This window comes from Flavobacterium sp., from assembly GCF_036759525.1.
In the GTDB taxonomy this organism is placed as follows: Bacteria; Bacteroidota; Bacteroidia; order Flavobacteriales; family Flavobacteriaceae; genus Flavobacterium.
In genome coordinates this window covers 12332-38761 of the sequence record NZ_DAIOUN010000017.1, presented here as the reverse complement: position 1 = coordinate 38761, position 26430 = coordinate 12332, and the positions used below count along the sequence as shown (strand labels likewise).

General features: G+C 36.3%; 24 protein-coding genes. 18 read left to right on the top strand and 6 right to left on the bottom strand.

From position 1 onward, the window contains the following. Positions 1 to 4 precede the first annotated feature (4 nt). Positions 5 to 2554 carry an ATP-dependent Clp protease ATP-binding subunit gene (locus tag V7M80_RS10990; protein ID WP_333696099.1) on the top strand — a complete coding sequence of 850 codons (2550 nt, stop codon included), beginning with the start codon at positions 5 to 7 and terminating at the stop codon, positions 2552 to 2554. A 90-nt stretch (positions 2555 to 2644) separates the two neighbouring features. Next, positions 2645 to 4015, top strand: a complete 1371-nt coding sequence (gene rimK / locus V7M80_RS10985) for a 30S ribosomal protein S6--L-glutamate ligase (protein ID WP_333696097.1) — start codon at positions 2645 to 2647, stop codon at positions 4013 to 4015. Between the two features lie 40 nt (positions 4016 to 4055). On the opposite strand, the gene hutH is transcribed toward rimK, so the two are convergent. Then, a complete protein-coding gene (gene hutH, locus V7M80_RS10980; RefSeq protein WP_333696095.1) occupies positions 4056 to 5555 on the bottom strand; it encodes a histidine ammonia-lyase in 1500 nt (499 codons plus the stop codon). A 123-nt stretch (positions 5556 to 5678) separates the two neighbouring features. Between hutH and V7M80_RS10975 the strand changes: the two genes are divergently transcribed. After that, entirely contained in the window at positions 5679 to 7058 is a 1380-nt protein-coding gene (locus tag V7M80_RS10975) for a TlpA family protein disulfide reductase (RefSeq protein ID WP_333696093.1), read from the top strand. A gap of 58 nt (positions 7059 to 7116) precedes the next feature. Here V7M80_RS10975 and V7M80_RS10970 read toward each other — a convergent pair whose 3' ends face one another. Next, the gene (locus V7M80_RS10970) at positions 7117 to 8613 is read right to left on the bottom strand and encodes an NAD(P)H-hydrate dehydratase (protein WP_333696091.1); all 1497 of its coding nucleotides are present in this window, start codon (positions 8611 to 8613) and stop codon (positions 7117 to 7119) included. Between the two features lie 271 nt (positions 8614 to 8884). On the opposite strand from V7M80_RS10970, the gene thrA reads away from it, so the two are divergent. The 4 genes from thrA (at position 8885) to V7M80_RS10950 (ending at position 12991) form a co-directional block, all read left to right on the top strand. Continuing rightward, positions 8885 to 11332 (top strand): bifunctional aspartate kinase/homoserine dehydrogenase I, encoded by a 2448-nt coding sequence (thrA, locus tag V7M80_RS10965; RefSeq protein ID WP_333696090.1) that lies wholly within the window; start codon positions 8885 to 8887, stop codon positions 11330 to 11332. 92 nt (positions 11333 to 11424) lie between these two features. After that, a complete protein-coding gene (locus tag V7M80_RS10960) occupies positions 11425 to 12345 on the top strand; it encodes a homoserine kinase (protein WP_333696088.1) in 921 nt (306 codons plus the stop codon). Positions 12346 to 12375: 30 nt separating this feature from the next. Further along, positions 12376 to 12663, top strand: a complete 288-nt coding sequence (locus V7M80_RS10955; protein ID WP_026711244.1) for a nucleotidyltransferase family protein — start codon at positions 12376 to 12378, stop codon at positions 12661 to 12663. Continuing rightward, entirely contained in the window at positions 12653 to 12991 is a 339-nt protein-coding gene (locus V7M80_RS10950) for a HepT-like ribonuclease domain-containing protein (protein WP_333696086.1), read from the top strand. Before V7M80_RS10955 ends, V7M80_RS10950 begins: the two co-directional genes overlap by 11 nt. 2 nt (positions 12992 to 12993) lie before the next feature. Here the strand turns inward: V7M80_RS10950 and V7M80_RS10945 are convergent, their stop codons facing one another. Further along, on the bottom strand, positions 12994 to 14163 hold the full coding sequence (locus V7M80_RS10945; RefSeq protein WP_333696084.1) for a THUMP domain-containing class I SAM-dependent RNA methyltransferase: 1170 nt from the start codon (positions 14161 to 14163) through the stop codon (positions 12994 to 12996). Between the two features lie 71 nt (positions 14164 to 14234). On the opposite strand from V7M80_RS10945, the gene V7M80_RS10940 reads away from it, so the two are divergent. From V7M80_RS10940 to V7M80_RS10890, 11 genes are all read left to right on the top strand, one after another. Beyond that, a complete protein-coding gene (locus tag V7M80_RS10940; RefSeq protein WP_333696082.1) occupies positions 14235 to 14999 on the top strand; it encodes a class I SAM-dependent methyltransferase in 765 nt (254 codons plus the stop codon). Next, positions 14999 to 15733 carry a ZIP family metal transporter gene (locus V7M80_RS10935; RefSeq protein ID WP_333696080.1) on the top strand — a complete coding sequence of 245 codons (735 nt, stop codon included), beginning with the start codon at positions 14999 to 15001 and terminating at the stop codon, positions 15731 to 15733. Before V7M80_RS10940 ends, V7M80_RS10935 begins: the two co-directional genes overlap by 1 nt. 172 nt (positions 15734 to 15905) lie before the next feature. Beyond that, positions 15906 to 16721, top strand: coding sequence for an N-acetylmuramic acid 6-phosphate etherase (murQ, locus tag V7M80_RS10930; protein ID WP_333696079.1), 816 nt, complete (start codon positions 15906 to 15908; stop codon positions 16719 to 16721). Between the two features lie 46 nt (positions 16722 to 16767). Continuing rightward, positions 16768 to 16995: a DUF6095 family protein gene (locus V7M80_RS10925; RefSeq protein ID WP_333696078.1), complete on the top strand. Its 228-nt coding sequence runs from the start codon at positions 16768 to 16770 to the stop codon at positions 16993 to 16995. Beyond that, on the top strand, positions 16979 to 17554 hold the full coding sequence (locus V7M80_RS10920) for a DUF1572 family protein (protein WP_333696076.1): 576 nt from the start codon (positions 16979 to 16981) through the stop codon (positions 17552 to 17554). The genes V7M80_RS10925 and V7M80_RS10920 overlap by 17 nt, the downstream gene beginning before the upstream one ends. Further along, on the top strand, positions 17551 to 17919 hold the full coding sequence (locus tag V7M80_RS10915) for a DNA topoisomerase IV (protein WP_333696074.1): 369 nt from the start codon (positions 17551 to 17553) through the stop codon (positions 17917 to 17919). The genes V7M80_RS10920 and V7M80_RS10915 overlap by 4 nt, the downstream gene beginning before the upstream one ends. A gap of 33 nt (positions 17920 to 17952) precedes the next feature. After that, positions 17953 to 18732 (top strand): TerC family protein, encoded by a 780-nt coding sequence (locus V7M80_RS10910; RefSeq protein WP_333696073.1) that lies wholly within the window; start codon positions 17953 to 17955, stop codon positions 18730 to 18732. Positions 18733 to 18805: 73 nt separating this feature from the next. After that, complete coding sequence (locus V7M80_RS10905; RefSeq protein ID WP_333696072.1) at positions 18806 to 19639, top strand: alpha/beta fold hydrolase; 834 nt, start codon at positions 18806 to 18808, stop codon at positions 19637 to 19639. 3 nt (positions 19640 to 19642) lie between these two features. Next, positions 19643 to 20128: an RNA polymerase sigma factor gene (locus V7M80_RS10900; protein WP_333696071.1), complete on the top strand. Its 486-nt coding sequence runs from the start codon at positions 19643 to 19645 to the stop codon at positions 20126 to 20128. After that, positions 20125 to 20694: a hypothetical protein gene (locus tag V7M80_RS10895; protein ID WP_333696069.1), complete on the top strand. Its 570-nt coding sequence runs from the start codon at positions 20125 to 20127 to the stop codon at positions 20692 to 20694. The genes V7M80_RS10900 and V7M80_RS10895 overlap by 4 nt, the downstream gene beginning before the upstream one ends. A 71-nt stretch (positions 20695 to 20765) precedes the next feature. Beyond that, the gene (locus V7M80_RS10890; RefSeq protein WP_333696067.1) at positions 20766 to 21203 is read left to right on the top strand and encodes a DUF4252 domain-containing protein; all 438 of its coding nucleotides are present in this window, start codon (positions 20766 to 20768) and stop codon (positions 21201 to 21203) included. Positions 21204 to 21301: 98 nt separating this feature from the next. Here the strand turns inward: V7M80_RS10890 and V7M80_RS10885 are convergent, their stop codons facing one another. The 3 genes from V7M80_RS10885 to V7M80_RS10875 all read right to left on the bottom strand — a co-directional run bounded on the left by V7M80_RS10885 (position 21302) and on the right by V7M80_RS10875 (position 26223). Beyond that, the gene (locus V7M80_RS10885) at positions 21302 to 24007 is read right to left on the bottom strand and encodes a DNA gyrase/topoisomerase IV subunit A (RefSeq protein ID WP_333696065.1); all 2706 of its coding nucleotides are present in this window, start codon (positions 24005 to 24007) and stop codon (positions 21302 to 21304) included. Positions 24008 to 24040: 33 nt separating this feature from the next. Further along, positions 24041 to 25897: a DNA topoisomerase IV subunit B gene (locus tag V7M80_RS10880; protein ID WP_333696063.1), complete on the bottom strand. Its 1857-nt coding sequence runs from the start codon at positions 25895 to 25897 to the stop codon at positions 24041 to 24043. Positions 25898 to 26028: 131 nt separating this feature from the next. Then, the gene (locus V7M80_RS10875; protein ID WP_333696062.1) at positions 26029 to 26223 is read right to left on the bottom strand and encodes a hypothetical protein; all 195 of its coding nucleotides are present in this window, start codon (positions 26221 to 26223) and stop codon (positions 26029 to 26031) included. Between the last annotated feature and the right edge of the window lie 207 nt (positions 26224 to 26430).

Sequence of the window (26430 nt, the reverse complement as noted above, 5' to 3'; positions counted from 1 at the left end):
TGTTATGGATGATAATTTTTCGCCACGTGTCAAAGATGTAATTACTTACAGCAAAGAAGAGGCTTTACGATTGGGGCACGACTTTATCGGTACAGAGCACCTCATGCTGGGGATATTACGTGACGGAAACGGTAAAGCTATATCTATTTTAAATAATTTGGACATCGATTTGGATTATTTGAGAAAAAAAGTAGAAATCCTGAGTCCGCCCAATCCCAATGCAGAAGTAGGCAACGAAAAAAAGAATCTGCATTTAACTCGACAAGCAGAACGTGCTTTGAAAACTACTTTTTTAGAAGCTAAAGTTTTTCAGAGTTCTTCTATAAGCACGGCACATCTTTTGCTCTGTATTCTTAGGAACGAAAACGATCCTACAACCAAATTACTTAACAAGCTGAAAATCGATTATGATACAGCAAAAGAACAATACTTAAATATGATACCCAATAACAACGACGACGAATACACTGACAGCTTCCCAAAAAACGAATCGTTTAATGATGATTCCGGACAAGATGACAGTTTAAAAGAAGGTAGTTTCAACAACCCGGCCGGAAAAACCAATAAAAAATCGAAAACTCCGGTTTTAGATAATTTTGGACGTGATTTAACCGAATTGGCCGAAGAAGGAAAACTTGATCCTGTTGTAGGTCGAGAGAAAGAAATTGAACGTGTTTCTCAAATCCTAAGCCGAAGAAAGAAAAACAATCCTTTATTGATTGGAGAACCCGGTGTAGGTAAATCAGCTATTGCCGAAGGTTTAGCATTACGAATCATTCAAAAGAAAGTATCTCGTATTTTGTTCAATAAACGTGTGGTAACACTTGATTTAGCAAGTTTAGTAGCCGGAACAAAATACCGTGGTCAATTTGAAGAACGCATGAAAGCGGTGATGAACGAATTAGAAAAGAATGACGATATTATTCTTTTTATTGACGAAATTCATACTATCGTGGGAGCTGGTGGTGCAACCGGTTCTTTGGATGCATCCAACATGTTTAAGCCCGCTTTAGCTCGAGGTGAAATACAATGTATTGGTGCCACTACTCTTGACGAATACCGTCAATATATTGAAAAAGACGGAGCCTTAGAAAGACGTTTCCAAAAAGTCATTGTTGAGCCAACTTCAGTGGAAGAAACCATTACCATTTTGAATAATATCAAAGGAAAATACGAAGATCATCACAGTGTTACTTACACCCCTGAAGCCATTGAAGCATGTGTAAAATTAACCAGTCGTTATATGTCCGACCGATTTTTGCCGGACAAAGCTATTGATGCTTTAGACGAAGCCGGTTCACGCGTTCACATCACCAACATAGAAGTTCCCAAACAAATTTTGGAACTCGAAAAACAATTGGAAGATGTTCGTGAATTAAAAAACACAGTCGTTAAAAAACAAAAATATGAAGAGGCGGCCAAATTGCGAGATGATGAAAAACGCATCGAAAAAGATTTAGCCATCGCTCAAGAGCAATGGGAAATTGATTCTAAAAACAATCGAATTACCGTTACTGAGGATAATGTAGCCGATGTAGTTTCTATGATGACAGGTATTCCGGTGAACCGAATTGCTCAAACCGAAAGCAACAAATTGGCTCACCTACCCGATTTAATCAAAGGCAAGGTAATTGGTCAAGATGAAGCGGTTATGAAAATTGCACGATCCATTCAACGTAACCGTGCGGGATTAAAAGATCCGAATCGTCCCATTGGTTCATTTATTTTCTTAGGACAAACCGGTGTTGGAAAAACGCAATTAGCTAAAGTTATTGCTAAAGAATTGTTTGATTCTGAAGATGCTTTAGTGCGAATTGACATGAGCGAATACATGGAAAAATTTGCCATTTCCAGATTAATTGGTGCTCCTCCGGGATATGTGGGTTATGAAGAAGGTGGACAATTAACTGAAAAAGTGCGTCGTAAACCTTATTGTGTGGTATTATTGGATGAAATTGAAAAAGCTCATCCCGACGTTTTCAATATGATGTTGCAAGTATTGGATGACGGTTATTTAACCGATAGTTTGGGTCGAAAAATCGATTTTAGAAATACGATTATCATTATGACTTCCAATGTGGGAGCCCGTCAATTAAAAGATTTTGGACAAGGAGTTGGTTTCGGAACCGCTGCAAAAGTTTCGCAAGCTGATGAACATTCTAAAAGTGTGGTCGAAAATGCTTTAAAGAAAACTTTTGCCCCAGAATTTTTAAATCGTATTGATGATGTAATTGTTTTCAATCCGTTAGAACAAGAACACATTAATTTGATTATCGATATCGAATTGAAAAAATTATATGCTCGTATCAAAGATTTAGGTTATACGCTAAATTTATCAGATAAAGCCAAAGCCTACATTGCTGAAAAAGGTTTTGATAAACAGTTTGGAGCCCGTCCGCTAAAAAGAGCCATTCAAAAATATGTGGAAGATGCACTTGCCGAAGAAATCATTACTTCTAAAATTAACGAAGGCGATGAAATCTTTATGGATTTAGAGGACAATGCCGATGAACTGACGGTAAAAATTAAAAAAGCCGAAAAGCCAACGAGTTAAATATAATCTTTTTATAACGCCACGAATTCACAAATAAATTACTTTTATACTGTGAGTTCGTGGTTTTATTTTAATTATCATCATCAAAAAATGTTAGACAACAAATTAATTTTAGGGAGTGAAGAATGGTGTTCGTTTCCCGAATTGGGAATTCCAACCATCAAAGCTCGTGTAGATTCTGGAGCTAAAACTTCTGCCTTACATGCCATCAATATTAGTCCGTTTATTAAAGAGGGAGAACATTGGGTCAAATTCGATATTAATCCGATTCAAAATAATGTAAAAACCATTATTCATTGCCAAGCTCCCTTAATTGATAAACGAATCGTAAAAAGTTCCAGTGGTTTTAGAGAACAACGCTTTGTAATACAAACCCAATTACAATTAGGCGAATTAAGTTGGACCATAGAAATGACATTGACCAATCGCGATTCTATGGGTTTTCGCATGCTATTAGGTCGAGAAGCTATGAGCGGACGAGCCTTAGTTGACCCGGAACAAAAATACCTTCTTGGCGATACATCTACAGATAAATTAAAAGATTTATATCCCGAAGTACTCCATGAAAAAAGAGGTTTAAAAATTGGCCTTTTGGCCAGTAATCCGGAATTGTACAGCAACAAAAGAATTATGGAAGCCGGTGAACGCAGAGGTCACGAAATGCAATTTCTCAACATTAAAGAATGCTACATGAAATTGGATGCCGACACTCCCGAAATTCACTACCGTGGCGGAAAAATTCTAAACGATTTGGATGCCGTTATTCCACGAATCCGCCCAAATATTACGTTTTATGGTTGTGCATTGACGCGACAATTTGAAGCTTTGAAGGTGTTTTGTTTAAATTCTTCTTCTGCCATTACGCAATCGCGGGATAAATTGTATTCATTACAATTGCTCTTGAATAATGGGATTGACATTCCAACCACCGGATTTGCCAATTCACCCTTAGATACCGATGATTTGATTAAAATGGTAGGTGGAACTCCTTTAATTGTAAAACTTTTAGAAGGAACACAAGGAAAAGGAGTTGTTTTGGCAGAAACCAAGAAAGCTGCAGAAAGTGTAATTAACGCTTTTAAAAGTTTGAATGCAAACATTTTAGTACAAGAATTTATAAAAGAAGCCAACGGAAAAGATTTGCGTTTGTTTGTCATAGATGGAAAAGTAGTTGCCGCGATTCAACGAGAAGCATTGGCCGGAGAATTTAGAGCCAATATTCATTTAGGCGGAACGGCTACGGTAATAAAACCTACCAAAGAAGAAAAAGTTATCGCCATCAAAGCCGCCAAAGCCATGGGCTTGAAAGTAGCCGGAGTAGATATAATTCGTTCAAGTAAAGGTCCCCTTTTGTTAGAAGTCAACTCATCTCCCGGTTTAGAAGGAATTGAAGGAGCAACTAACAAAGATATTGCAGGAGAAATGATTAAAGCGATTGAGAAGAATTTTAAATTGAAATAATAAAAATCCCAAAAGTTTAGTGCTTTTGGGATTCTTTTTTTTAATCGATTTCTATTTCAAAACTCCTCAAAAAAGCAATTGAGTTTTCAATATCATAATGCAAAATGCGATCTTCTTTTACAAACGGAACTTCGGTACGGTAAGAAGCTATAAATTGCTCAATAAACTCACTGGATTTTAAGGGTCTTCTAAACTCAATCGCTTGTGAAGCATTCATCAATTCAATGGCTAAAATGCGTTCTACATTTTCAATAATTTTGAAACATTTTGTCGCAGCATTTGCACCCATACTCACGTGATCTTCTTGTCCGTTACTGGAAACAATGCTGTCTATGCTTGCCGGAGTAGCCAATTGTTTGTTCTGACTTACGATACTGGCAGCCGTGTATTGCGGAATCATGAAACCGGAATTTAAACCCGGATTATCCACCAAAAAGGCCGGTAAACCCCGTAATCCTGAAATCAATTGATAGGTTCTTCTTTCCGAAATACTTCCTAATTCAGCTAAAGCAATTCCTAGAAAATCTAATGCTAATGCTAACGGCTGTCCGTGGAAATTTCCTCCGGAAACTATAATATCTTCACCTACAAAAATGTTAGGATTATCGGTAACCGAATTGATTTCGGTTTTAAACACTCGTTTCGCATAATCAAAAGTATCTTTTGAAGCTCCATGCACTTGAGGCATACAACGAAATGCATACGGGTCTTGAACGTGCGTTTTATTTTGATGGATGATTTGACTGCCTTCTAAAAACTCGGTAATACGTTGAGCCGTTTCTATTTGTCCTTTGTGCGGACGTACCAAATGAATCAATGCATTAAACGGATCAATGCGACCATCAAAACCTTCTAAAGAAATAGTTCCAATTAAATCCGCCAAATAGGATAGTTTATAAGCTTTTAATAAAATATAAACCCCATATGCACTCATAAACTGCGTACCATTAAGTAATGCCAAACCTTCTTTGGATTGCAAAACAATGGGTTTCCAATTGAAGTGGGCAAGTACTTCTTTAGAATGCACTTTTTGACCTTCAAAATACACTTCGCCTTCGCCTAATAAGGGCAAACTTAAATGGGCTAATGGAGCCAAATCTCCGGAAGCTCCCAAAGAACCTTGCGTATAAATTACAGGTAAAATATCCTGGTTGTAAAAATCAATCAAACGTTCCACCGTTTCCAATTGAACACCGGAATTGCCATAACTCAAAGATTGAATTTTAAGCAACAACATCAATTTTACAATCGAACTGGGTACTTCATCTCCAGTACCGCAAGCATGCGATTTTACTAAGTTTTCTTGAAGTTGCGATAGGTTTTCATTTGAAATCTTCACATTACACAGCGAACCAAATCCGGTATTGATTCCGTAAATCGGGTCGGTTTGTGATTGCATTTTTTTATCTAAATAATCACGGCATTTCTGAATATTAACTTTCGCTTCTTCCGATAATGCCAACGACTTATTTTCTAGAACAATTTGATTGATGGTTTCCAATGAAAGTACATCGGAACTGATATAATGATACGAGTCCATTTATGGTTTTGGTTGAGTTTTCAAAATTCCGCAAACGTTTGCATAAATGCAACACAATTGACGTTTTTTTAATAACAAATTGTAATTTGATTTGCTTACATTTGAGAATCTAAACTTTTTATTATGAAAAAAATTGTCGTATGGCTTTGGTTGATAGGTTTTATTTCTTGCCAAGAAAAAGAAATAACAACTATTTTTTCGGGGACTATTAAAGGAACTGATGCTCAAGAAATTGAACTGGAAGGAATCAATTTTTCTAAAAAAATTCCACTTCAAGCCAATGGCACTTTTTCAGATACTTTGGATTTGCCTTATGATGGTATGTATTATTTGGTTTTAACAGATGAAAAATCGTTTTATGTGTATTTAGAAAAAGGTTTTCAATTGCAGCTTGAAACTTATGCGGATGATTTTATCAATTCTATGAAATATTCCGGTTTGGGTCAAGATGAAAACAAGTATCTGATTGAAAAAAATAAACTCATCGAATCCAAATACGGTGACCAATCCAACTTTGAAAATGTTTTGAAAATCTATACTGATGAAGAACAAGTTTTTCTTGAAAATATAGAAAATTTGAAAAAAAGCATGTTGGACAAATTAGCCGCTTCCCAAATAAAAAATGAAAAATTTATCAAAAACGAAAAAAAGGAAATCGAAATTTTGGCTTTAAAATATCAAGAGCAATATGCCCCCTATCACGGCTATGCGATTAACAATAGAGAATTTAAAACCAGTGCTACTTTTCCGAAAGCCGGAGATGATTATACTATGAATGATGAGGAAACATTCAAACACTCTTATTCCTATCGAACGTTAATTGGTGGTATTTTTCAACGTATCATGTATGGCACACCTTCCGAAGAGAAAACCCCTTTTGATAAAGGAATGGAAAAACTCAATACTATTTCCAGCCCAATCATTCGGAGTGAATTAATTAAAAATATGGCATACGAGATGAATCTTACTGCCAAAAACCTAGATGTAATTTACAACGGATTGATGAAACATTCTATTGATACTGCTTTTAATAAAGAGACAACTCAAAAATATGAAACCTTAAAAAAGTTAGTAAAAGGATCCCCTTCTCCAACTTTTAACTATGAAAATATAAAGGGAGGAAAAACTTCATTGGAAAGTTTAAAAGGAAAATTCGTTTATATTGATGTTTGGGCCACTTGGTGCGGACCTTGTATTGGCGAAATTCCGGCTCTTAAAGCTATTGAAAAGGAATATCACGGAAAAAATATAGAATTTGTAAGCATATCCATTGATGCTCAAAAAGATCAAGAAAAATGGAAAAAAATGGTAGCTGAAAAAGAGTTAAAAGGCATCCAATTATTTGCCGATAATGATTGGAAATCTGATTTTGTAAAGAATTACGCCATTGACGGTATTCCGAGATTTATATTAATTGATACCGAAGGTAAAATTGTAAATGCCGATGCTCCCAGACCTTCTGAAGAAAAATTAAAAGAACTGTTGAAGGAAGTTGGGTTGTAAATTCAATTGTTCCAAATATTATGAAACCATTTAGAAGTTACTTTAATTTCTAAATGGTTTATTTTTTCAATTCTAAAAAAACTTTTCCTAGATACTTAAGGATATCCGAAGCTATAAAGCCTTCATAACCCAAATCATTTACAGCAAGGTCTGCGGTTCGTCCATGAAAATAAACTCCCAGAAGAGCAGCATCAACAGCGGAATAACCTTGAGCTCGAAAACTCGTAATCATACCAGACAATACATCGCCGCTTCCACCGGTTGCCAAAGCTTGGTTTCCGGATGAATTTACAAATACATTTTTTCCATCAATTATTAAGGTATTGGCTCCTTTAATTAATATGACAAAATCATGTTTTTTTGCCAATTGCCTTGTTTTTTCTATCTTTTCAAAATCGTCATTCCAAGTTCCAATCAAGCGTTCCAATTCTTTGGGATGTGGTGTTAAAATGGAATTTTTGGGAACTAAACTCAACCAATCCAAATTTGCCGAAAGAAGGTTTAACCCATCTGCATCAATGAGTAAAGGGAGAGTATTGGTTTTTAAAAAATGATAAAACGCTTTTGCCGTATCATCCTTTTGACCCATTCCCATTCCGATACCAATAGAATTGGGTAAAATATCAAATTGTATTTGAGTAATTTGATGCTGATTTTCATCTGCAATCACCAGGGCTTCCGGTGATGCCGTTTGAAGAATTTCATACCCACATTTTGGAATCAAAACCGTAGTCAATCCACAACCGGAACGCAAAGCCGCTTGTGAGGCCAAAACCATAGCTCCAATTTTACCATAACTTCCCCCAATTAATAAAACATGACCTTGCGTTCCTTTGTGTGTAAATTTTGAAATGGGTTTGTATCGTTTCTTGATCTCAAACGTATCTATGTAATAATAATTTGTAGCCCAATTTTCAATGCCTTTTTGATCTAAATCAATGGATAACAAAACAATTTCTGTAATGAAATTTTCATTTTCGGGAAGGTAAAAAGCCAATTTGGGTAATTGAAACGATAATACTACATCCGAATGAATTGCTATTGTGGTTTTTTGATGTAAAAATAACCCCGAAGGCACATCTATCGAAACTTTGAAAGAAGCATGATAATTAATCTTTTGAATCAGACTTTGAAGCCAACTATCCATTTCTCGGGTTAAACCAATTCCGAAAATAGCATCTACAATAATATGATTTTCAGCAATATCCGGAAAATCTGCCGTTTCATGAATGGTAGTGTACGTTAAATTACATTCTTTCAATCGCTCTAAATTAGCCTCAAAATCAGCCGAAAATGTTTCATTAAACGGTATAACATAAACATGCACGTCAAAATAATTTTGCTTTAACATACGAGCGATTACTAATCCATCACCACCATTATTTCCTACACCACAAAAAATATGATAAACAGTCTTTTTATCTTGAAAACGATTAACCAACCACAAAAAAGCTTGTAAAGCAGCACGTTCCATCAACTCTAGAGAAGTGATTTGTTGGGTTTCGATTGTTAATTTATCAAGTTCTTTGATTTTATCTGTTGAGAAAATTTTCATATTTCAGTAGAATGCTATAATTTTTAAAATATTCGTAAAAAGTTTACATGTACTCTTTCACTATTGTAAATTTATTACATTTGTTTCAGATGAAATCACAAAATAGCACATATTATTCAAAAAACACTTTCAATTCTTTGAAAGTATTTTCTTTGAGTACAACTACTACAACTACAACCCCATTCGGGGTATAATTTTCACATATCATCCAAAATTCCATTTACTCGCCTGAGTAAAATAAATCAATGCTTTTACATCAAAAAAACATCCCATGAAAGTACTAAAATTTGGCGGAACTTCGGTTGCCAATGCTCAAAATATAAAATTAGTTCTCGAAATTGTTCATCAAAAATCAAAAGACGATAAATTAATCGTGGCAGTTTCTGCTTTTAGTGGCGTAACCGATTTGTTACTATCTGCGGCTTCAAAAGCTGCCTCAAAAGATGATTCGTATCGTGATGTCGTTTTGCAAATCGAAAAAAAGCACCTCGAAGCCATTAAAGAATTAGTTCCTATAAATGAGCAAACGGCTTTAATTCACTACTGTAAAAAAAATGTTTCACTGTTAGAAACCTTATTAGATGGCTGTTATTTGTTAGGCGAATTAACTGCTAGAACATCGGATATGATTGTAAGTTTTGGCGAGTTATTATCGTCCTACATCATTGCCGAAGCGATGAAACAAAAGGTAGCCAATTGCAATTTTAAAGACAGTCGCGAACTCATTAAAACCAACAATAACTTTGGAAAAGCCGAAGTTCATTTTGAAATTACAAATAAAACCATTGGCAATTATTTTTTAGAGAATCCAACGCAAGTTACGGTTATACCCGGTTTTATTGCTTCTTCAATGAGTAATAATACAACTACTTTGGGACGTGGTGGATCCGATTACACGGCTGCTATTGTAGCTGCCGCTTTAGATGTTGAAGAATTAGAAATTTGGACGGATGTGAACGGCATGTTTACCGCCAATCCGAAAATTGTAAAACAAGCTCAACCCATTGAAAAAATAACGTATGAAGAAGCAATGGAGCTATCGCATTTTGGAGCCAAAGTGCTTTATCCGCCAACTATTCAACCTGTTTTGAGCAAAAATATTCCGATTTGGATAAAAAACACGTTTGAACCGGACGCTTTTGGAACGTTCATATCTTCACAATCTAACCCAAATGGAAATCCGATTAAAGGAATTTCGCATATCGATAAAATTAGCTTGATTACCTTGGAAGGTTCCGGAATGGTTGGTGTTGCCGGAGTTTCAAAACGTTTGTTTGAAGTACTTTCCAATCATGCTATCAATGTCATTTTCATCACACAAGCTTCTTCAGAACATTCCATTTGTATCGGGATTTTAAATGCCGATGCCGATTTGGCAAAAACAGCAATTGATAAAACCTTTGAACTGGAAATTGCACAGCAAAAAATCAATCCGTGTGTGGTTGAAAAAGATTTATGTATCGTGGCTTTGGTGGGTGAACAAATGAAAAATCACCAAGGAATTAGCGGAAAAATGTTCAGCACGTTAGGTAAAAACAATGTGAATATTCGAGCCATTGCCCAAGGGGCTTCAGAGCGAAATATTTCAGTGGTAATTAATGAAAATGATGTGAAAAAAGCTCTGAATACATTACATGAACGCTTTTTTGAAGAACAAACCAAGCAGTTGAATTTATTCGTAATGGGGGTTGGAAATGTAGGCGAAAAATTCATCGAACAAATTCACCAACAAAAGAAATTTTTAAAAGAAAATTTAAAAATAAATCTCCGAGTAATCGCCCTTTCTAATTCCAGAAAAATGATTTTTGAGGAAGAAGGAATTGCTTTAAAAGACTGGAAAACCGCTTTAGATAATGGAGAAAAAGCCTCAAAATTGGATTTTATTGAAAAAACAAAAACCCTAAACCTTCGCAACAGTATTTTTGTAGATATTACGGCCAATGCCGAAGTTTCTAAAACCTATGAACAGTATCTTCGTAAAAATATTGCCGTAGTAACCTGTAACAAAATAGCTTGTTCATCGGAATACAACAATTATTTGAATTTAAAACGCTTATCGCGAAAGTACAATGCACCCTTTTTGTTTGAAACCAATGTAGGTGCCGGTTTGCCCATTATTGATACGTTAAAACATTTGATAGCTTCCGGAGATCGAATCCATAAAATTCAAGCGGTTTTATCCGGAAGTTTGAACTTTATATTCAATAATTTCAGTGAAACCTACACTTTTCATGATGTGGTAAAAGAAGCCGGTGTACAAGGATTCACAGAGCCTGACCCAAAAATTGATTTAAGTGGTGTGGATGTCGCTCGAAAAATTCTAATTCTCATTCGCGAAAGCGGCTATCAAATGGAAATGGAAGACATCGAAAATATTTCGTTCTTACCCAAAGAATGTATGGAAACCACGAACAATGAGGACTTCTTCAAATCCTTAACCAAACATGCCTCGCATTTTGAAAATCTATTGAAAGAAGCCAAAGAAAAAGATTGCCGATTGAAGTTTGTGGCTAAATTCGATAACGGAAAAGCCAGCGTTGGTTTGCAATACATTCCTAAGGAAAGTCCGTTTTACAATTTGGAAGGAAAAGACAATATCGTTGAATTTTTCACCGATCGTTATGTGGATCAACCGTTAATCATCAAAGGTGCCGGTGCTGGTGCTGCCGTAACGGCTTCGGGTATTTTTGCTGATGTGATTCGGATTGGAAATGTATAATAAAGGTGCTGAGGCTCTAAGGTTCTAAGGCACTAAGTATCCTCAGAACCTCAAAACCTCAAAACCTCAGAACCTCAGAACCTTTAAAAAAAATGAACCAAATAAAAATATTCTGCCCTGCCACCGTAGCCAACTTATCCTGTGGGTTTGATGTGTTAGGATTATGTTTAGAGGGCATTGGCGACGAAATGATTATTCGTAAATGCGAGCAAAAAGGACTTCGTATTACCAAAATTACCGGTGCCGATTTGCCATTAGAAACCGAAAAAAACGTAGCTGGTGTGGCCGGAATGGCGTTGTTAAATCACTTGGATTTAGAATTTGGATTTGAGTTGGAAATCCACAAAAAAATCAAAGCCGGAAGCGGAATTGGAAGCAGTTCTGCCAGTGCCGCAGGAATTGTAGTGGGAATCAATGAAATCTTAGGTAATCCGTTGTCTCGAAAAGAATTGATTTCGTTTGCCATGGAAGGTGAATTTTTAGCCAGCGGAAGTTATCATGCTGATAATGTGGCTCCGGCCATTTTGGGCGGATTTACGTTGGTTCGTGGTTATGATCCGTTAGAAGTTATCAAAATTAATAGTCCGAAAGATATTTATTTAACCATCATTCATCCGTATATTGAAGTTAAAACATCTGAAGCTAGAAGTATTTTACCGAAAGAAATTCCATTGAAAACCGCTATTACGCAATGGGGAAATTTAGGCGGATTCATCTGCGGATTATATACCGAAGATTATGGCTTGATGAGCCGTTGTTTGCAAGATGTTGTGGCAGAACCTTATCGGAAAAACTTAATTCCGGAATTTGATACGATTAAAAAAACAGCATTAGAAAACGGTGCATTAGGTTGTGGAATTTCCGGTTCAGGCCCTTCTATTTTTGCGATGAGTAAAGGAAAAGATACCGCTGAAAATGTTGCGAACCAAATGAAACAAATCTATACCAAAACCGGAATTGGATTTGATGTGTATGTTTCTAAAGTATGTGATATGGGTGTGAAATTTGTTTAATTATATTACTAATTTCACTACATTTGTTTTATGTTAACAAAGAATCAAATACAAATTATCATTGATATTTTAAAACCTTACAATCCAAAACGTATTGGTTTGTTTGGTTCTTTTGCTAGAAATGAAGAAAAAGAATCCAGTGATATTGATATTTTATTTTCATTACACCAACCTATCGGTTTTTTTACTTTGGCAAAAATTCACGATGATTTAGAATTGAAACTTCAAAAAAAAGTTGATTTAATATCTGAAAATGGATTAAATAAGTTTATTAAGGAGAAAGTTTTAAAAGAAGCTACTTATTTTTATGAAAACTGATTCAAATAAACTTTACTTCCTTCATATTTTGGAAGCAATAAACAAGTTAGAGTTAATTGCTAAAACATATTCTAAAGATGAGTTTCTATCCGATTGGCTCAAACAAGATGCCGTTTTGAAAAACTTTATTGTTATTGGTGAAGCTGTGGCTCAAATTGATGAAGAATTTAAATTAAAAAATTCAGAAATTGATTGGCGTGGTGCAAAGGCTATTAGAAATTTCATTGTTCACGAATATTTTTCTGTTGATTTAAATTTTGTTTGGGAAACCATTTTTGAAACAATTCCAACATTTAAACATCAAATTCAAAATCTTATAGAACCTTAACTCTATTCCTCTTCCCTATTCTGAAACTTCGTTCGTTTACTTCCTTCATAAATATCATATTTCAACAATCGGGCTTCTAATTTTCCGTTGAATAATTTGATTTTTCGGGAAGGTTTTAATCCCACAAATTTCAAGGCTTCCAAATTGGCGGTAATAAACCAAGCTTGTGTGTTGGGATAACTTTGTTTGAATGTATCGCCAATTTCTCTATAAAATCGTTCCATATCAATATCCAAACGTTCCCCATACGGCGGATTGAAAACCATGTGTAGCGGACCTTCCGTTTGTTTCTCTGATTCAAAAAAATCTTTTTGTTCAATGGTAACATAATCTTCCAAATTGGCATTTTGAATGTTATCTTGGGCTTTACGAACGGCACTTGGAGCTTTGTCATACCCTTTTATGGTATAATGAAATTCTCTGGTTTTCTTCATCAAACTATCAATAATTTGATCAAATAAATCATTGTCCCAATCGTTCCATTTTTCAAAAGCAAACTCTTTTCTGTTGATATTCGCGGGAATATTACAAGCAATCATGGCGGCTTCAGCTAAAATAGTACCGCTTCCGCACATGGGATCCAAAAAATGAGATTTTCCCTCCCAACCGGATAACAACAACATTCCGGCTGCTAAAACTTCATTAATTGGAGCAATATTCGTAGCCGAGCGATAACCCCTGTGATGCAACGAATCTCCGGAAGTATCCAAAGAAACCGTACATTGATCACGATCTAAATGAATGTGTATTCGCAAATCCGGAAAATCTTTATCAATACTCGGACGAGCACCGGTTTTAGCTCTAAATTGATCTACAATCGCATCTTTGGTTTTTAAAGCCACGAATTGGGAGTTATTAAACGCTTCAGAATACAACGTAACATCCACCACAAAAGTCTGCTTTTCGTTCATATACTGACTCCAATCAATACTTGAAACACCATCGTATAACCCCTTCTCATTGAATACTTTATACCCTTTGATAGGTTTTAAAATTTTAAGTGCTGTACGCAACGACAAATTAGCTTTATACATAAATCCTTTATCGCCGTAAAAAGTTACCACACGCGTTCCGATTTGTACATCTTGTCCGCCTAATTGTTGCACTTCTTTCGCTAAAATTTCTTCAAAACCAAAAAAGGTCTTGGCCACCATCTTAAAATTCTTCTCCATGATTGTATAAAACTGTAAAACTTGGCAAAAATACACTAAATTTGCACGTTCTTAAAGCATCTAACCAATTAATGTCAGAATCGAAACCACCCATACCTCAAAACCCATCTCCAATTACCGATAATTGGTTTGCCTCTTGGTTTGATACACCTTACTATCACATTCTTTACAAAGATAGAGATTATGCAGAGGCTCAATTGTTTATGGATAATCTTACGGAATATTTAAACTTACCGGAAGAAGCCAAAATATTGGATTTGGCCTGCGGAAAAGGGCGACATTCAATTTATTTAAATCAACTAGGGTATGATGTCACAGGAGCCGATTTATCTGAAAACAGTATCAAAGCAGCTTCCGATTATGCTAATGAAAAATTGCATTTCAAAGTGCATGACATGCGAATCCCTTTTGATGAAAAATACGATGCCATTTTCAATTTGTTTACCAGCTTTGGCTATTTTGAGGATGATGCTGATAATTTAATTACGTTAAAAGCCATTCGCGACAGCTTAACAGAATATGGATTTGCCGTGATTGATTTTATGAATGTAGATTTTGTTTTGGAAAATTTAATACCGGAAGAAACAAAAACAGTGGAAGGTATCGAATTTCACATCAAGCGATATGAAAAAGACAATCATATCTATAAAGAGATTTCGTTTTCAGATCAAGGAAAAGAATTTCATTTTACCGAAAAAGTTCAAGCTCTTCGCCTTTCTGATTTTGAAAAAATGATGGAGGATGCCGATATCCATTTATTGGATGTTTTTGGGGATTACAAACTCCGAAAATTTTACAAAACACAATCCGAACGTTTAATTATGATTTTTAAATAATGCAATACATTATCACTTTTTTGGCCGTTATTTTGGGTTTTTTGATCGCATTATTTTTAAAACCTCAAAAAAAGAAAAACATTAAACTTTTATTGGCTTTTAGTGGAGCTTTTTTGCTTTCGCTAACAGTTTTGCATTTGTTACCTGAGTTATTTCAAGAAGGACATCATCACGTTCACGAAGGCGAACACAAACATTTCTCGCTACCGGTTGGTGTTTTTATCATGATAGGAATTTTGTTTCAAATTTTTCTCGAATTTTTCTCCAAAGGTGCCGAACACGGTCATGTTCATGTACATACAGATGAAAACAATGAAGTGCATCATATTCCTTGGTTGCTATTTATCAGTTTGTGTATTCACGCGTTGTTAGAAGGATTTCCTATTCATGAAAACACCAATTTAGCTTACGGAATTGCGGTTCACCACTTCCCTATTGCCATTATTTTAACGTTATTTTTTGTGAATGCCAAAATGAATAAATGGATGGTTTTTGCCTTCATGTTTTCTTTTGCTTTAATGACACCCCTTGGAACGACGTTAGCAGAACACTTGCATTTTGCACAACATTATTCCAAAGAAATTTCGGCTATTGTGGTGGGTATCTTATTTCATATTTCTTCGACTATTATTTTTGAAAGTAATGAGGGGCACAAATTCAATTTAGCCAAAATCACGATGATTGTATTGGGTTTTTTATTGGCTTATGTGTTGGAAATGGGTCATTCGCATTAAGGTTGTCAGTTATCGGTTGTCCGTTGTCGGTTTTTGTGATTACGCTAAATTTCATCTTAAAAATCTATAAACCTCAGTTTCTCAGCTACTCAGTAACTCAGCAACTTTTTTTTGCGACTTTGCGTCTTTGCGAGAAATGAAAATCTCGTATCTTTGAGTGAAATTTTGCATTATGTCTTTCACCAAAACCACCGAACAATCCTCAAAATACGAACATCTGGAAAAGATGTCGGTTTCCGAATTACTCCAAAACATCAATAACGAAGATAAAACTGTTCCATTAGCGGTAGAAAAAGCGTTGCCACAAATTGAAAAAACGGTGGATAAAGTGGTTAGTCAATTAAAAAAAGGTGGTCGCCTTTTTTATATTGGTGCCGGAACTTCCGGTAGATTGGGCGTTGTAGATGCTTCGGAATGTCCGCCCACATTTGGAGTTCCATTTGATTTGGTCGTGGGTATCATTGCCGGTGGCGATAAAGCCATTCGAAAAGCAGTAGAATTTGCCGAAGATGACACTGAACAAGCTTGGAAAGATTTATTGGAATTTAATATCAATTCAAATGATTTTGTTATGGGTATTGCCGCTTCCGGAACTACGCCATATGTGATTGGGGGTTTGGAAAAATGCAATCAGCATAACATCCCAACCGGTTGTATTACGTGCAACGAAGGGAGTCCGCTTTCACACGTTTCTCAATTTCCGATTGAAGTGGTGGTTGGTCCGGAATTTGTAACCGGAAGTTCACGCATGAAAGCCGGAACGGCTCAAAAGTTGGTTTTAAACATGATTTCAACCGCCACGATGATTCAACTAGGAAAAGTGAAAGGCAACAAAATGGTAGATATGCAATTGAGCAACAACAAATTAGTGGATCGTGGCATTCGAATGATTATGAGCGAAATTCCAGTGAGTTATGAAGAAGCGGGTGTTTTATTGGAAAAGCATGGTAGCGTGCGGAAAGCGGTGGAGAGTTATCAGTCGCAGTAAATAGTCGCAGTTTTCAGTAAAAGATTTCAATAAAATAGTAGAAAAAATGGACAACAAGGAACTCCTTTTCAAAGGCATAAAATACAGCATTGGAGCAATTCCGCTTATGTTTATTGGGCCTGTTCTTATTCACAATGCTTTTATGAATCAACATACCCATTGGCATTATTTAGTGTTAGGAATTGGTATTTTTATTTGTATCACATCTGTTACACTGATGTTTAAAGGTATTAAAACCATTATGAAAAGTTTGTTTGATGGAAACGAAAACTAACTACTTAGAAAGTGTAAAAAAGCAATTTCTCTACTATAAAACGTTGGGAGAAAAAGCGATGAATCAATTGGAACCGGAGCAACTTTTTATTTCGGTAAATGAAGATACAAATTCTATAGCAGTTATTGTAAATCATTTGGTGGGAAATATGCTTTCGCGATGGACCGCCTTTTTAACTACTGATGGCGAAAAAGAATGGCGAAATCGGGATTCAGAATTTGAAAATATACTCAAAACCAAACCTGAACTTATAGCTCACTGGGAAAAAGGGTGGCAATGCTTGTTTGAGGCGTTACAGAGTTTACGGCCTGAACAACTGGACGAAATCATCTACATTCGAAATGAAGGTCATACCGTTTTAGAAGCTATCAACCGGCAGTTGGCTCATTATCCGTATCATATTGGACAAATGGTTTTTTATGCCAAAATGTTGAAAAAAACCGAATGGGAAAGTTTATCCATTCCAAAAAATAAATCAAACCTTTATAATTCTGATAAATTTTCAAAAGAAAAAAGTATAAAGAATTTCACAGATGATGAATTAAAAAAATTACAATGAAAAAAGTATTTCTACTACTCAGTTTATTCCTGATTTCCTGCTACCAACAAGAACGCAATTGCACCGATTTTAAAACCGGAAAATTTCAATTTGAACTTGAAATGGAAGGAAAAAAAGAAATTTCGGTTTTTGAACGAAACGATACATTACAAATAGAAACCTTCAGAGGGAAAACAGATTCTTCCTCTGTTCGATGGATTAATGATTGCGAATTTGTACTTCAAAAACTCCATCCAAAAGGCATGAAAGAAAAAAAAGCCATACACATGAAAATCTTAACAACAGACGAAAAAAGTTATACATTTGAATATTCATTTGTGGGCGATTCCAACAAACAAAAAGGCGTGGTAACCCGGGTGAATTAATAACGTAAAAGAATCATAAAACCAATCTCTCTTATGGAAGTATTTGCAAATCCCGATGCATGGGTTGCCCTTTTAACCCTAACCTTTCTGGAAATTGTTCTGGGTATAGACAATATCATTTTTATCTCCATCGTAACCGGAAAACTACCGGAAGAAAAACGAAAAAAAGCTACTCGAATTGGATTGTTTTTAGCCATGTTCATGCGTATTGCCATGCTATTTGGTATCACCATTTTGATTGCCATGAAAGCTCCTTGGTTTTCTATAGATTGGGGTTGGTTTAGCGGAAGTTTTACCGGTCAAGCTATGGTACTATTCCTTGGTGGATTATTTTTAATTTACAAGAGTACGAAAGAAATTCACGAAAAAGTAGACCATAAAGGCGAAGGCGAAAAAGAATTAAAGACTTCTGCTGCTAAGTCATTTGGAAATGTAATTTTTCAAATCCTTTTGATTGATTTAATTTTCTCTGTAGATAGTATTTTAACGGCTGTGGGAATGACTAACGGAATTGAAGGGGCTCTGTATATTATGGTGACTGCGGTGGTAATTTCTGTTGGAGTAATGATGCTTTTTGCCGTTCCGGTTGGAAACTTTGTGAATGCCAATCCTTCCATTCAAATATTAGGATTAGCGTTCTTAATACTTATCGGATTTATGTTGATTACCGAAAGTATGCATTTATCTCATGCCGAATTAGCCGGACAACACGTGGGTGCTGTGCCTAAAGGTTATCTGTATTTTGCAATTGCATTTTCTCTGGCTGTAGAATTTCTTAACATGAAAATGCGAAAGAAAAACGGCCATTCCTAAAAAAAAATTAATAAAAGATGTAACAATTTTTATCGTGATGAATCCAAAGGAAAACTTTAAAAAATCACGAATTATGAAAATTGTTACATTTTTTATTTTAGGACTTGTAAGTACGCTTTTAACTTCTATTTATGCCCAAAATTCATTTCAAGTTAAGGTAATAGGTAAAGGCGAACCGGTTTTTTTATTTCCGGGTTTTGGTTGTACCAGTGAACTTTGGAACGAAACGGTTTTAGAACTTTCAAAAACGCATGAATGCCACATTTTTACTTTTGCCGGATTTGGTGGTGTAAAACCTATTGAAATGCCTTGGTTTAATTCCATTAAAGAAGATATTATTGCTTACACCAAAACCCAAAAAACAAACAAACCTACATTGATTGGTCATAGTTTAGGTGGTACTCTTAGTTATTGGTTGGCCGCAACCGAACCTAATTTGTTTAAAAAAGTAATTGCTGTTGATGCTCTACCCTGCTCTGCTGCCTTGATGATTCCGAATTATACGGGTGCTAAAATTCCGTATGATAATCCGCAGAGCAAAATGATGATGCAAATGGATGAAGTCACTTTTCAAGGCATGAATACACAACAAATTCAGTTTATGTGTAAAAACAAAGAAAAACATTCTTCTATTATACAAATGATGCAGCAATCGGACAGAAAAACCTATGTGTATGGTTACATTGATATGTTGAATTTAGATTTGCGTGAAGAAGTCGCCAAAATTAAAATTCCGGTTGTAGTTCTGGCAGCAACGTTTCCCGACAAAGCTACGGTTGAAAAAACATATCAATCCCAATTTGAAAAATTACCTGCAGTGCAAATTTTGTATGCCGATAATGCCGCTCACTTTGTGATGTACGATCAACCGGAATGGTTTATTCAAAACCTAAAACAAAACCTGTAAAGCGTGAAAAGTCCAAACCTGTTTAACGAAATTTACGAGACACATTATCCCAAAGTTGTTCGCCTTTGCAAAGGGTACTTTAATGGCGATGCTGACTTGGCAGCCGATGCTTCGCAAGAAGTATTTATTAAAGTTTGGGAAAATTTAGATCGCTTTCGAATGGAGTCCAGCATCAGTACTTGGATTTTCAGAATTACGGTAAATACTTGTTTGATTTATTTACGCAAGAAATCCACTCGAAAAGAAATCCATACAGAGCATTTTCCGCAACTAACCCACGAAACGTATCATCCGGAAACCGAAGATAAATTAAAACAATTGTATGCCTGCATTAATAAATTGGATGAAACCGGTAAAATGATAATCCTAATGGTATTGGAAGGAATGCCCTATGATGAAATTGCCCATGTTATAGGAATTACAGAAGAAACGCTTCGGGTGCGGATTCATCGCATTAAAAAAAGTTTAACTCAATGTGTACAAAAATGACAGAATTTAACGAAATACAAGACCTTTGGAATTTGCAAAATCAATCTAAATTGAATTTAGATGCTGCAGAACTCATTGCTAAATCTGAGAAAAACAGCAAAATACTGAGACGAAATCACTATGGTACCCTTGCCATCATTTCTGTAACCACATTGATTTTAGTTTATTACTTTTTTTGGGTTAATGCCCATCACTTGAATGCTATGACACTGGGTTTAAGTATCATGATTGTCATGCTTTTAAGTCGAATTGTTTTGGAACTTCACAGTGTTCAAAAATTAAAAGCCATTCATCCGGACCTTACGGTTCTGGAATATGCCAAAAAAGTAAAAACCTTTTACCAATGGCGAAGAAAAATTCATTATGTTTTTACACCCCTTATTTATATCACCTATTTTATTGGGTTCACCTTGCTGTTACCCACTTTTAAAGCCCATTTCAGTTTCGGATTTTATCTCTATTGCATCGTTAGTGGTTACGGTTTTTTTCTACTATTTGGTTATTTTCTGATGAAACATATACAAAAAGAACTGCAAATTTTAGAAAAATTGAACCCTATTAAATAATGTTTTTCATGTGTTTGTAACAAAGTAAAAGCTCAATCGTCTTCCTTTTATTAATCAAAAAACAACTCATCATGAAAAAATTAATGGTAACCTTATGTTTGGCTTTTGTAGCTTTTACGACTCAAGCACAATCGTTTGACAAACTGGAAAAATCTGAAAACGTAACCAAAGTAATGGTAAATAAAAGCATGTTTTCATTTATTGGGAAAATGGCCCATAAAGAAAAAATGACGGCAGAAGATCAAAAAATAATGGACTTTATCGGTAAGATTACAAAGTTTAAAATGTACACCACCACCGATAGCTCTTTGAGAAGCGAAATGAAATCTATTGCCGGAAAATATCGCAAATCGAAAGAATTTGAAGAACTCCTTCGTGTAAATGACGGGGGTAAAGAAGTTGAATTTTTAATGAAGAGCGGTAAAAATGATGAAATATCAGAACTGATTATGTATGTAGAAGGTGATGGTGAACAAGAATCGGTTATATTTCAACTTTCGTTGAGTTAATATTTCCAATTGCCAAATTTAAAAAGCCCACGGTAATCGTGGGCTTTTCTTTTGTTGTTTTACATTTAGTACCCACAGTTAAAACCGTGGGCTTGGTTTTATTCTAGACTCAATGTGATTTGTCCGTCATCGTCCAATTCGGTTTGAATTGCATCGGAAACATTGTCTTCTCCGGAAACTTCCATTTCCTCCGGAGCTTCTTCTTCCGGCTCTTCAAAAGGAAGCGGCTCTAACAAATTGATTTGTTTTACTTTATCGGTTGTTAATTGGTTCCCAAGTGCTTTGATTCCTTTAACTGCTATAAATTGTTCCAAATCGACAACTTGATTCTCTTTTTGAACGCCTTTTACCTTGGCATAAACTACCTCGGCAACCGGACGCCAATCGGTAGAAACGATTTCCAATTGCGACTTCTCGTGTTCGGATATGAAAATTTCTTCTTTGTTTTCATTCTCTACCAAGAATCGTTTTACGTAGTACCGTTCTTTTTCACCATCATAATAAATGGCCGAAATCGGTTTTTTAGGATTCCATTTTTCTAATACCACCATGTCTTCGTCAAAATGGGTGGTTAACTCCGGAATAATGGTTTTCAATTTTCCGGATTGGTTGATAATCAACAAGCGGTCATTGGGTCTAAATTCGCCCAATAATTCCCCTCTTCCATCTACATTAAGACGTTGAACCGTATCGTCAAACCATACTTTTCTGGGGCGTAAGGTAGATATTCCTTTTTCTTTTAATTCAATTTTCTTGATAGGATATTTGGTTACGGTATTCCCACGAGACGCTCGTCCTTTGATGGCGATATCGGCAAAATCTACATCCCATTTTAGTTTTTTCACGCTTCCTACTTGACGTAACAAAATTGTTACGACTTCTGCTTCACCATTTGGATTGGCGGAAAAATAGGAAACCATAGAGCCGGGTTTTTCCTGTGTTAAATCGTAAAACTTATCTCTTGTGACACCGGAAACATTAAACCGTTTGATAAAAGTAGAACCGTTTTTACCGTCGCGATACATCATATTGTAAATGGTTCGCTTATCGTTTTTATCAAAAACTGCCACATGAATAATGTCTTTACCAATGAATTTTTTATCATCTACTTTGGTTACCATCATTTTACCATCACGCAGAAAAACAATTACATCATCAATATCGGAACAATCGGCCACGTATTCGTCTTTTTTGAGTCCGGTACCAATGAAACCTTCTTCTTTGTTAACGTATAATTTGGTGTTTCGCAAAACTACTTTGGTGGCTTCAATGGTATCAAAGCTTCGCAATTCGGTTTGACGTTCTCTACCTTTCCCATACTTTTCTTTTAATTTGGTAAAGAAATCAATGGTATACTCTATAATATTGGCCAAATGGTGTTTCACTTGTTCCATCTCGGCTTCCAATTTGGCAATAGCTTCATCGGCTTTATCCGAATCGAAACGGGTGATACGAATCATTGGGATTTGTGTTAGTTTCTGTAAATCGTCATCGTTTATTTCCCGTACCAATTGTTTTTTGAACGGTTCGAAACGATTGTACATATAGGCATACAAAGATTCTCTATCGCTGTACAATTTGAAATCAATGTACATTTCTTCGCGAATGAATATTTTCTCCAGGGTAGAAAAATGCCATTTGTTTTCGAGTTCATCCAATTGAATTTCCAACTCCCGTTTGAGCAAATCAACTGTACGATGGGTTGATATTCGCAGCATATCGGAAACCCCAATAAACAAGGGTTTATGGTTTTCTATCACACAACCTAACGGAGCCACCGAAGTTTCGCAAGCCGTAAACGCATACAACGCATCTATGGTTTTATCGGGTGAAACTCCCGGTGGTAGATGGATGAGAATTTCAACCTCGGCAGCCGTATTGTCTTCAATCTTTTTGACTTTAATTTTTCCTTTTTCGTTGGCTTTCAATATACTGTCAATGAGCGTACCGGTGTTGGTAGAAAACGGAATTTGTGTAATTACCAAGGTTTGTTTGTCTAATTGCGATATTTTGGCACGCACCCGAACACGACCGCCACGCATCCCGTCGTTGTAGTTGGAAACATCGGCGATACCGGCTGTTGGGAAATCCGGATATAACGTAAACGGTTTGTTTTTTAAAACCTTAATAGAACAATCTATCAGTTCATTGAAGTTGTGTGGCAAAACTTTGGTGGATAAACCAACAGCAATCCCCTCGGCTCCTTGTGCTAATAACAAGGGGAATTTAACCGGAAGATTGATAGGCTCGGCACGACGACCGTCATAGGACAATCCCCACTCTGTAATTTTGGGAGAAAAAAGGATATCTTGGGCCAACTTAGATAAACGAGCTTCAATGTAACGGGAAGCTGCGGCACCATCACCGGTGAGTATATTTCCCCAGTTTCCTTGCATATCGATGAGCAAATCTTTCTGACCAATTTGCACCATGGCATCGCCAATACTGGCATCTCCGTGTGGATGGTACTGCATGGTATGCCCCACGATGTTGGCCACTTTGTTGTAACGACCGTCGTCTAGTTCTTTCATAGAATGCATGATACGGCGTTGTACGGGTTTGAAACCGTCTTCGATAGCCGGAACGGCACGTTCTAAAATTACATACGAGGCGTAATCCAGAAACCAATCTTTGTACATACCGGTTACTTTGGTAATGGTATCTTCGGGATTCTCGTTGTTTTCGTAAAAATGTTTTCCACCCGACATGCGAACGTCTTCAAAACCTTGTTCTTGGTTTGACTCATTTAAATCTTCATTATTTTCATCGTCAGGGATGCTGTATTCTTCGTCTTCGTTTATCATTGATGATGAACTTTTTTCATTTTAATTTTAGAACTAATTTTTTTCTATTGTATCCAACTCTACCTTCAAATTGTTGATGATAAACTCTTGTCGGTCCGGGGTGTTTTTACCCATATAAAACTCGAGCAAGGTTTCGATTGAAGTGGCTTTGTCCAACATTACGGGATCTAAACGAATGCTTTCGCCAATAAAATGCTTGAACTCATCGGGTGATATTTCTCCCAATCCTTTGAATCGGGTGATTTCGGGTTTGGGTTTTAGTTTTTCGATGGCATTTACCCGCTCTTCTTCACTGTAACAATAAATGGTTTCTTTTTTGTTTCGCACTCTAAACAATGGGGTTTGTAGGATATACAAATGCCCTTCTTTGATTAATTCGGGAAAGAATTGCAGGAAGAAGGTGATTAACAACAAGCGAATGTGCATCCCGTCTACATCGGCATCGGTGGCGATTACGATATTGTTGTAACGCAAATTGTCATAATCTTCTTCGATATCTAATGCGGCTTGCAAGAGGTTAAACTCTTCGTTTTCGTACACAATTTTTTTGGTCATTCCGTAGGAGTTGAGCGGTTTACCCCGCAAACTGAAAACGGCTTGTGTATTTACATCACGCGACTTGGTAATGGAACCCGAAGCCGAATCCCCCTCGGTGATAAAAAGGGTACTTTCTAAACTTCTTGGGTTTTTGGCATCGGTTAGATGGACGCGGCAATCGCGTAATTTTTTGTTGTGTAAACTTGCTTTTTTGGCTCTTTCTTTGGCTAATTTTCGAATACCCGAAAGTTCTTTACGTTCCCGCTCGGCTTGCAATATTTTCTTCAATAGAGCATCGGCTATTTCGGGGTTTTTGTGTAAATAGTTGTCGAGTTTGGTGGATATAAAATCATTGATAAATGTACGCACTGTAGGGCCATTGGGACCGATATCTGTAGAACCTAATTTGGTTTTGGTTTGCGACTCAAAAACGGGTTCTTCTACTTTGACAGAAATGGCAGAAACGATGGATTTTCGGATATCTGACGCTTCAAAGCCTTTGTTGTAAAAATCACGAATGGTCTTGACAACCGATTCTCTGAACGCATTCAAATGTGTACCTCCTTGTGTGGTATTCTGACCGTTTACAAACGAATGGTACTCTTCTGAATATTGAGATTTGCTGTGTGTTATGGCTATCTCTATATCATCTCCTGCCAGATGAATAATGGGATATACTCTATCTTCATCTGCAATATTTTCTTCTAATAAATCTTTTAAACCGTAATCGGAATAAAATTTTTCGCCGTTGTAATAAATGGTTAATCCCGTATTGAGGTAGCAATAGTTTTTGAGCATTTTGATGATATACTCATTGCGGTATTTGTAGTTTTTGAAAATGGTTTCATCGGCCACAAAGGCCACCTTGGTACCTCTTCTCTTGGTTGATTCTTGGATTTCTTCTTCCAAGGTAAGATTCCCCGCAGAGAACTCGGCGGCTTTTTGTTGGTTATCGCGAACGGATTCTACACGGAAATAATTGGACAACGCATTAACCGCCTTGGTACCTACTCCATTTAAACCTACTGATTTTTTGAAGGCTTTGGAGTCGTATTTACCACCGGTGTTCATTTTTGAAACCACATCTACCACTTTTCCTAACGGGATTCCTCTCCCGTAATCTCGAACGGTAACCATTTTATCTTTAATGGTTACTTCGATGGTTTTACCGGCTCCCATCACAAACTCGTCGATGCAGTTATCGAGTACTTCCTTGAGTAAAATGTAGATACCGTCATCGGGGGATGAACCGTCTCCGAGTTTTCCGATGTACATACCGGGACGCATACGGATGTGTTCTTTCCAATCGAGTGAACGGATATTGTCTTCGGTGTATTGATTTTGCTCTAACATAGCGGATTTGTGGATTTTGTGCTAATATAACGGATAAAGCAAAAAATTAAAAGGATTCGGGTTTAAAGTTATTAAGAAACATATTGACAGGGTTGGCGGTTAGGGGAATTATCATTGGTATGGTGAAAGCCTCAATCGATAAGGTGTTCAATTTCGGCGTATTGGATGCCTGTGTAGTGGCAAAACTCTTGAAATGTGATGAATTGGTGCTTTTCTTTCCGGTAGTGTTCTTTCATTTTGCCCATGAGGTTTTGGGCATAGCGTTTGCTTTTTCCGGTGATGAACTGGATGTCATCTGAGGTTATGCTTACTCTTCTTCTTTTCATACTGTATGGCTTTTAATATCCTCACCCCCGACCCCTCTCCAAAAGAGAGGGGGGACCGAACGGTTCTGGTTTGTGTTTTATTTTTTCAATTCAACTATTTTTAGTTTTTGTATTTTTTAGGTTGGACCTTGTTCCCTTTATTATCTCTTTATCATCCCTTTATCATCCCTTTATCATCCCTTTATCATCCCTTTATCATCCCTTTAT

What these genes read in the sequence shown, in the direction of transcription:
- V7M80_RS10990 (WP_333696099.1), top strand. Translation starts at nt 5, where the DNA reads ATGGATGATAATTTTTCGCCACGTGTCAAAGATGTAATTACTTACAGC.
- rimK (WP_333696097.1), top strand. Translation starts at nt 2,645, where the DNA reads ATGTTAGACAACAAATTAATTTTAGGGAGTGAAGAATGGTGTTCGTTT.
- hutH (WP_333696095.1), bottom strand. Translation starts at nt 5,555, where the DNA reads ATGGACTCGTATCATTATATCAGTTCCGATGTACTTTCATTGGAAACC.
- V7M80_RS10975 (WP_333696093.1), top strand. Translation starts at nt 5,679, where the DNA reads ATGAAAAAAATTGTCGTATGGCTTTGGTTGATAGGTTTTATTTCTTGC.
- V7M80_RS10970 (WP_333696091.1), bottom strand. Translation starts at nt 8,613, where the DNA reads ATGAAAATTTTCTCAACAGATAAAATCAAAGAACTTGATAAATTAACA.
- thrA (WP_333696090.1), top strand. Translation starts at nt 8,885, where the DNA reads ATGAAAGTACTAAAATTTGGCGGAACTTCGGTTGCCAATGCTCAAAAT.
- V7M80_RS10960 (WP_333696088.1), top strand. Translation starts at nt 11,425, where the DNA reads ATGAACCAAATAAAAATATTCTGCCCTGCCACCGTAGCCAACTTATCC.
- V7M80_RS10955 (WP_026711244.1), top strand. Translation starts at nt 12,376, where the DNA reads ATGTTAACAAAGAATCAAATACAAATTATCATTGATATTTTAAAACCT.
- V7M80_RS10950 (WP_333696086.1), top strand. Translation starts at nt 12,653, where the DNA reads ATGAAAACTGATTCAAATAAACTTTACTTCCTTCATATTTTGGAAGCA.
- V7M80_RS10945 (WP_333696084.1), bottom strand. Translation starts at nt 14,163, where the DNA reads ATGGAGAAGAATTTTAAGATGGTGGCCAAGACCTTTTTTGGTTTTGAA.
- V7M80_RS10940 (WP_333696082.1), top strand. Translation starts at nt 14,235, where the DNA reads ATGTCAGAATCGAAACCACCCATACCTCAAAACCCATCTCCAATTACC.
- V7M80_RS10935 (WP_333696080.1), top strand. Translation starts at nt 14,999, where the DNA reads ATGCAATACATTATCACTTTTTTGGCCGTTATTTTGGGTTTTTTGATC.
- murQ (WP_333696079.1), top strand. Translation starts at nt 15,906, where the DNA reads ATGTCTTTCACCAAAACCACCGAACAATCCTCAAAATACGAACATCTG.
- V7M80_RS10925 (WP_333696078.1), top strand. Translation starts at nt 16,768, where the DNA reads ATGGACAACAAGGAACTCCTTTTCAAAGGCATAAAATACAGCATTGGA.
- V7M80_RS10920 (WP_333696076.1), top strand. Translation starts at nt 16,979, where the DNA reads ATGGAAACGAAAACTAACTACTTAGAAAGTGTAAAAAAGCAATTTCTC.
- V7M80_RS10915 (WP_333696074.1), top strand. Translation starts at nt 17,551, where the DNA reads ATGAAAAAAGTATTTCTACTACTCAGTTTATTCCTGATTTCCTGCTAC.
- V7M80_RS10910 (WP_333696073.1), top strand. Translation starts at nt 17,953, where the DNA reads ATGGAAGTATTTGCAAATCCCGATGCATGGGTTGCCCTTTTAACCCTA.
- V7M80_RS10905 (WP_333696072.1), top strand. Translation starts at nt 18,806, where the DNA reads ATGAAAATTGTTACATTTTTTATTTTAGGACTTGTAAGTACGCTTTTA.
- V7M80_RS10895 (WP_333696069.1), top strand. Translation starts at nt 20,125, where the DNA reads ATGACAGAATTTAACGAAATACAAGACCTTTGGAATTTGCAAAATCAA.
- V7M80_RS10890 (WP_333696067.1), top strand. Translation starts at nt 20,766, where the DNA reads ATGAAAAAATTAATGGTAACCTTATGTTTGGCTTTTGTAGCTTTTACG.
- V7M80_RS10885 (WP_333696065.1), bottom strand. Translation starts at nt 24,007, where the DNA reads ATGATAAACGAAGACGAAGAATACAGCATCCCTGACGATGAAAATAAT.
- V7M80_RS10880 (WP_333696063.1), bottom strand. Translation starts at nt 25,897, where the DNA reads ATGTTAGAGCAAAATCAATACACCGAAGACAATATCCGTTCACTCGAT.
- V7M80_RS10875 (WP_333696062.1), bottom strand. Translation starts at nt 26,223, where the DNA reads ATGAAAAGAAGAAGAGTAAGCATAACCTCAGATGACATCCAGTTCATC.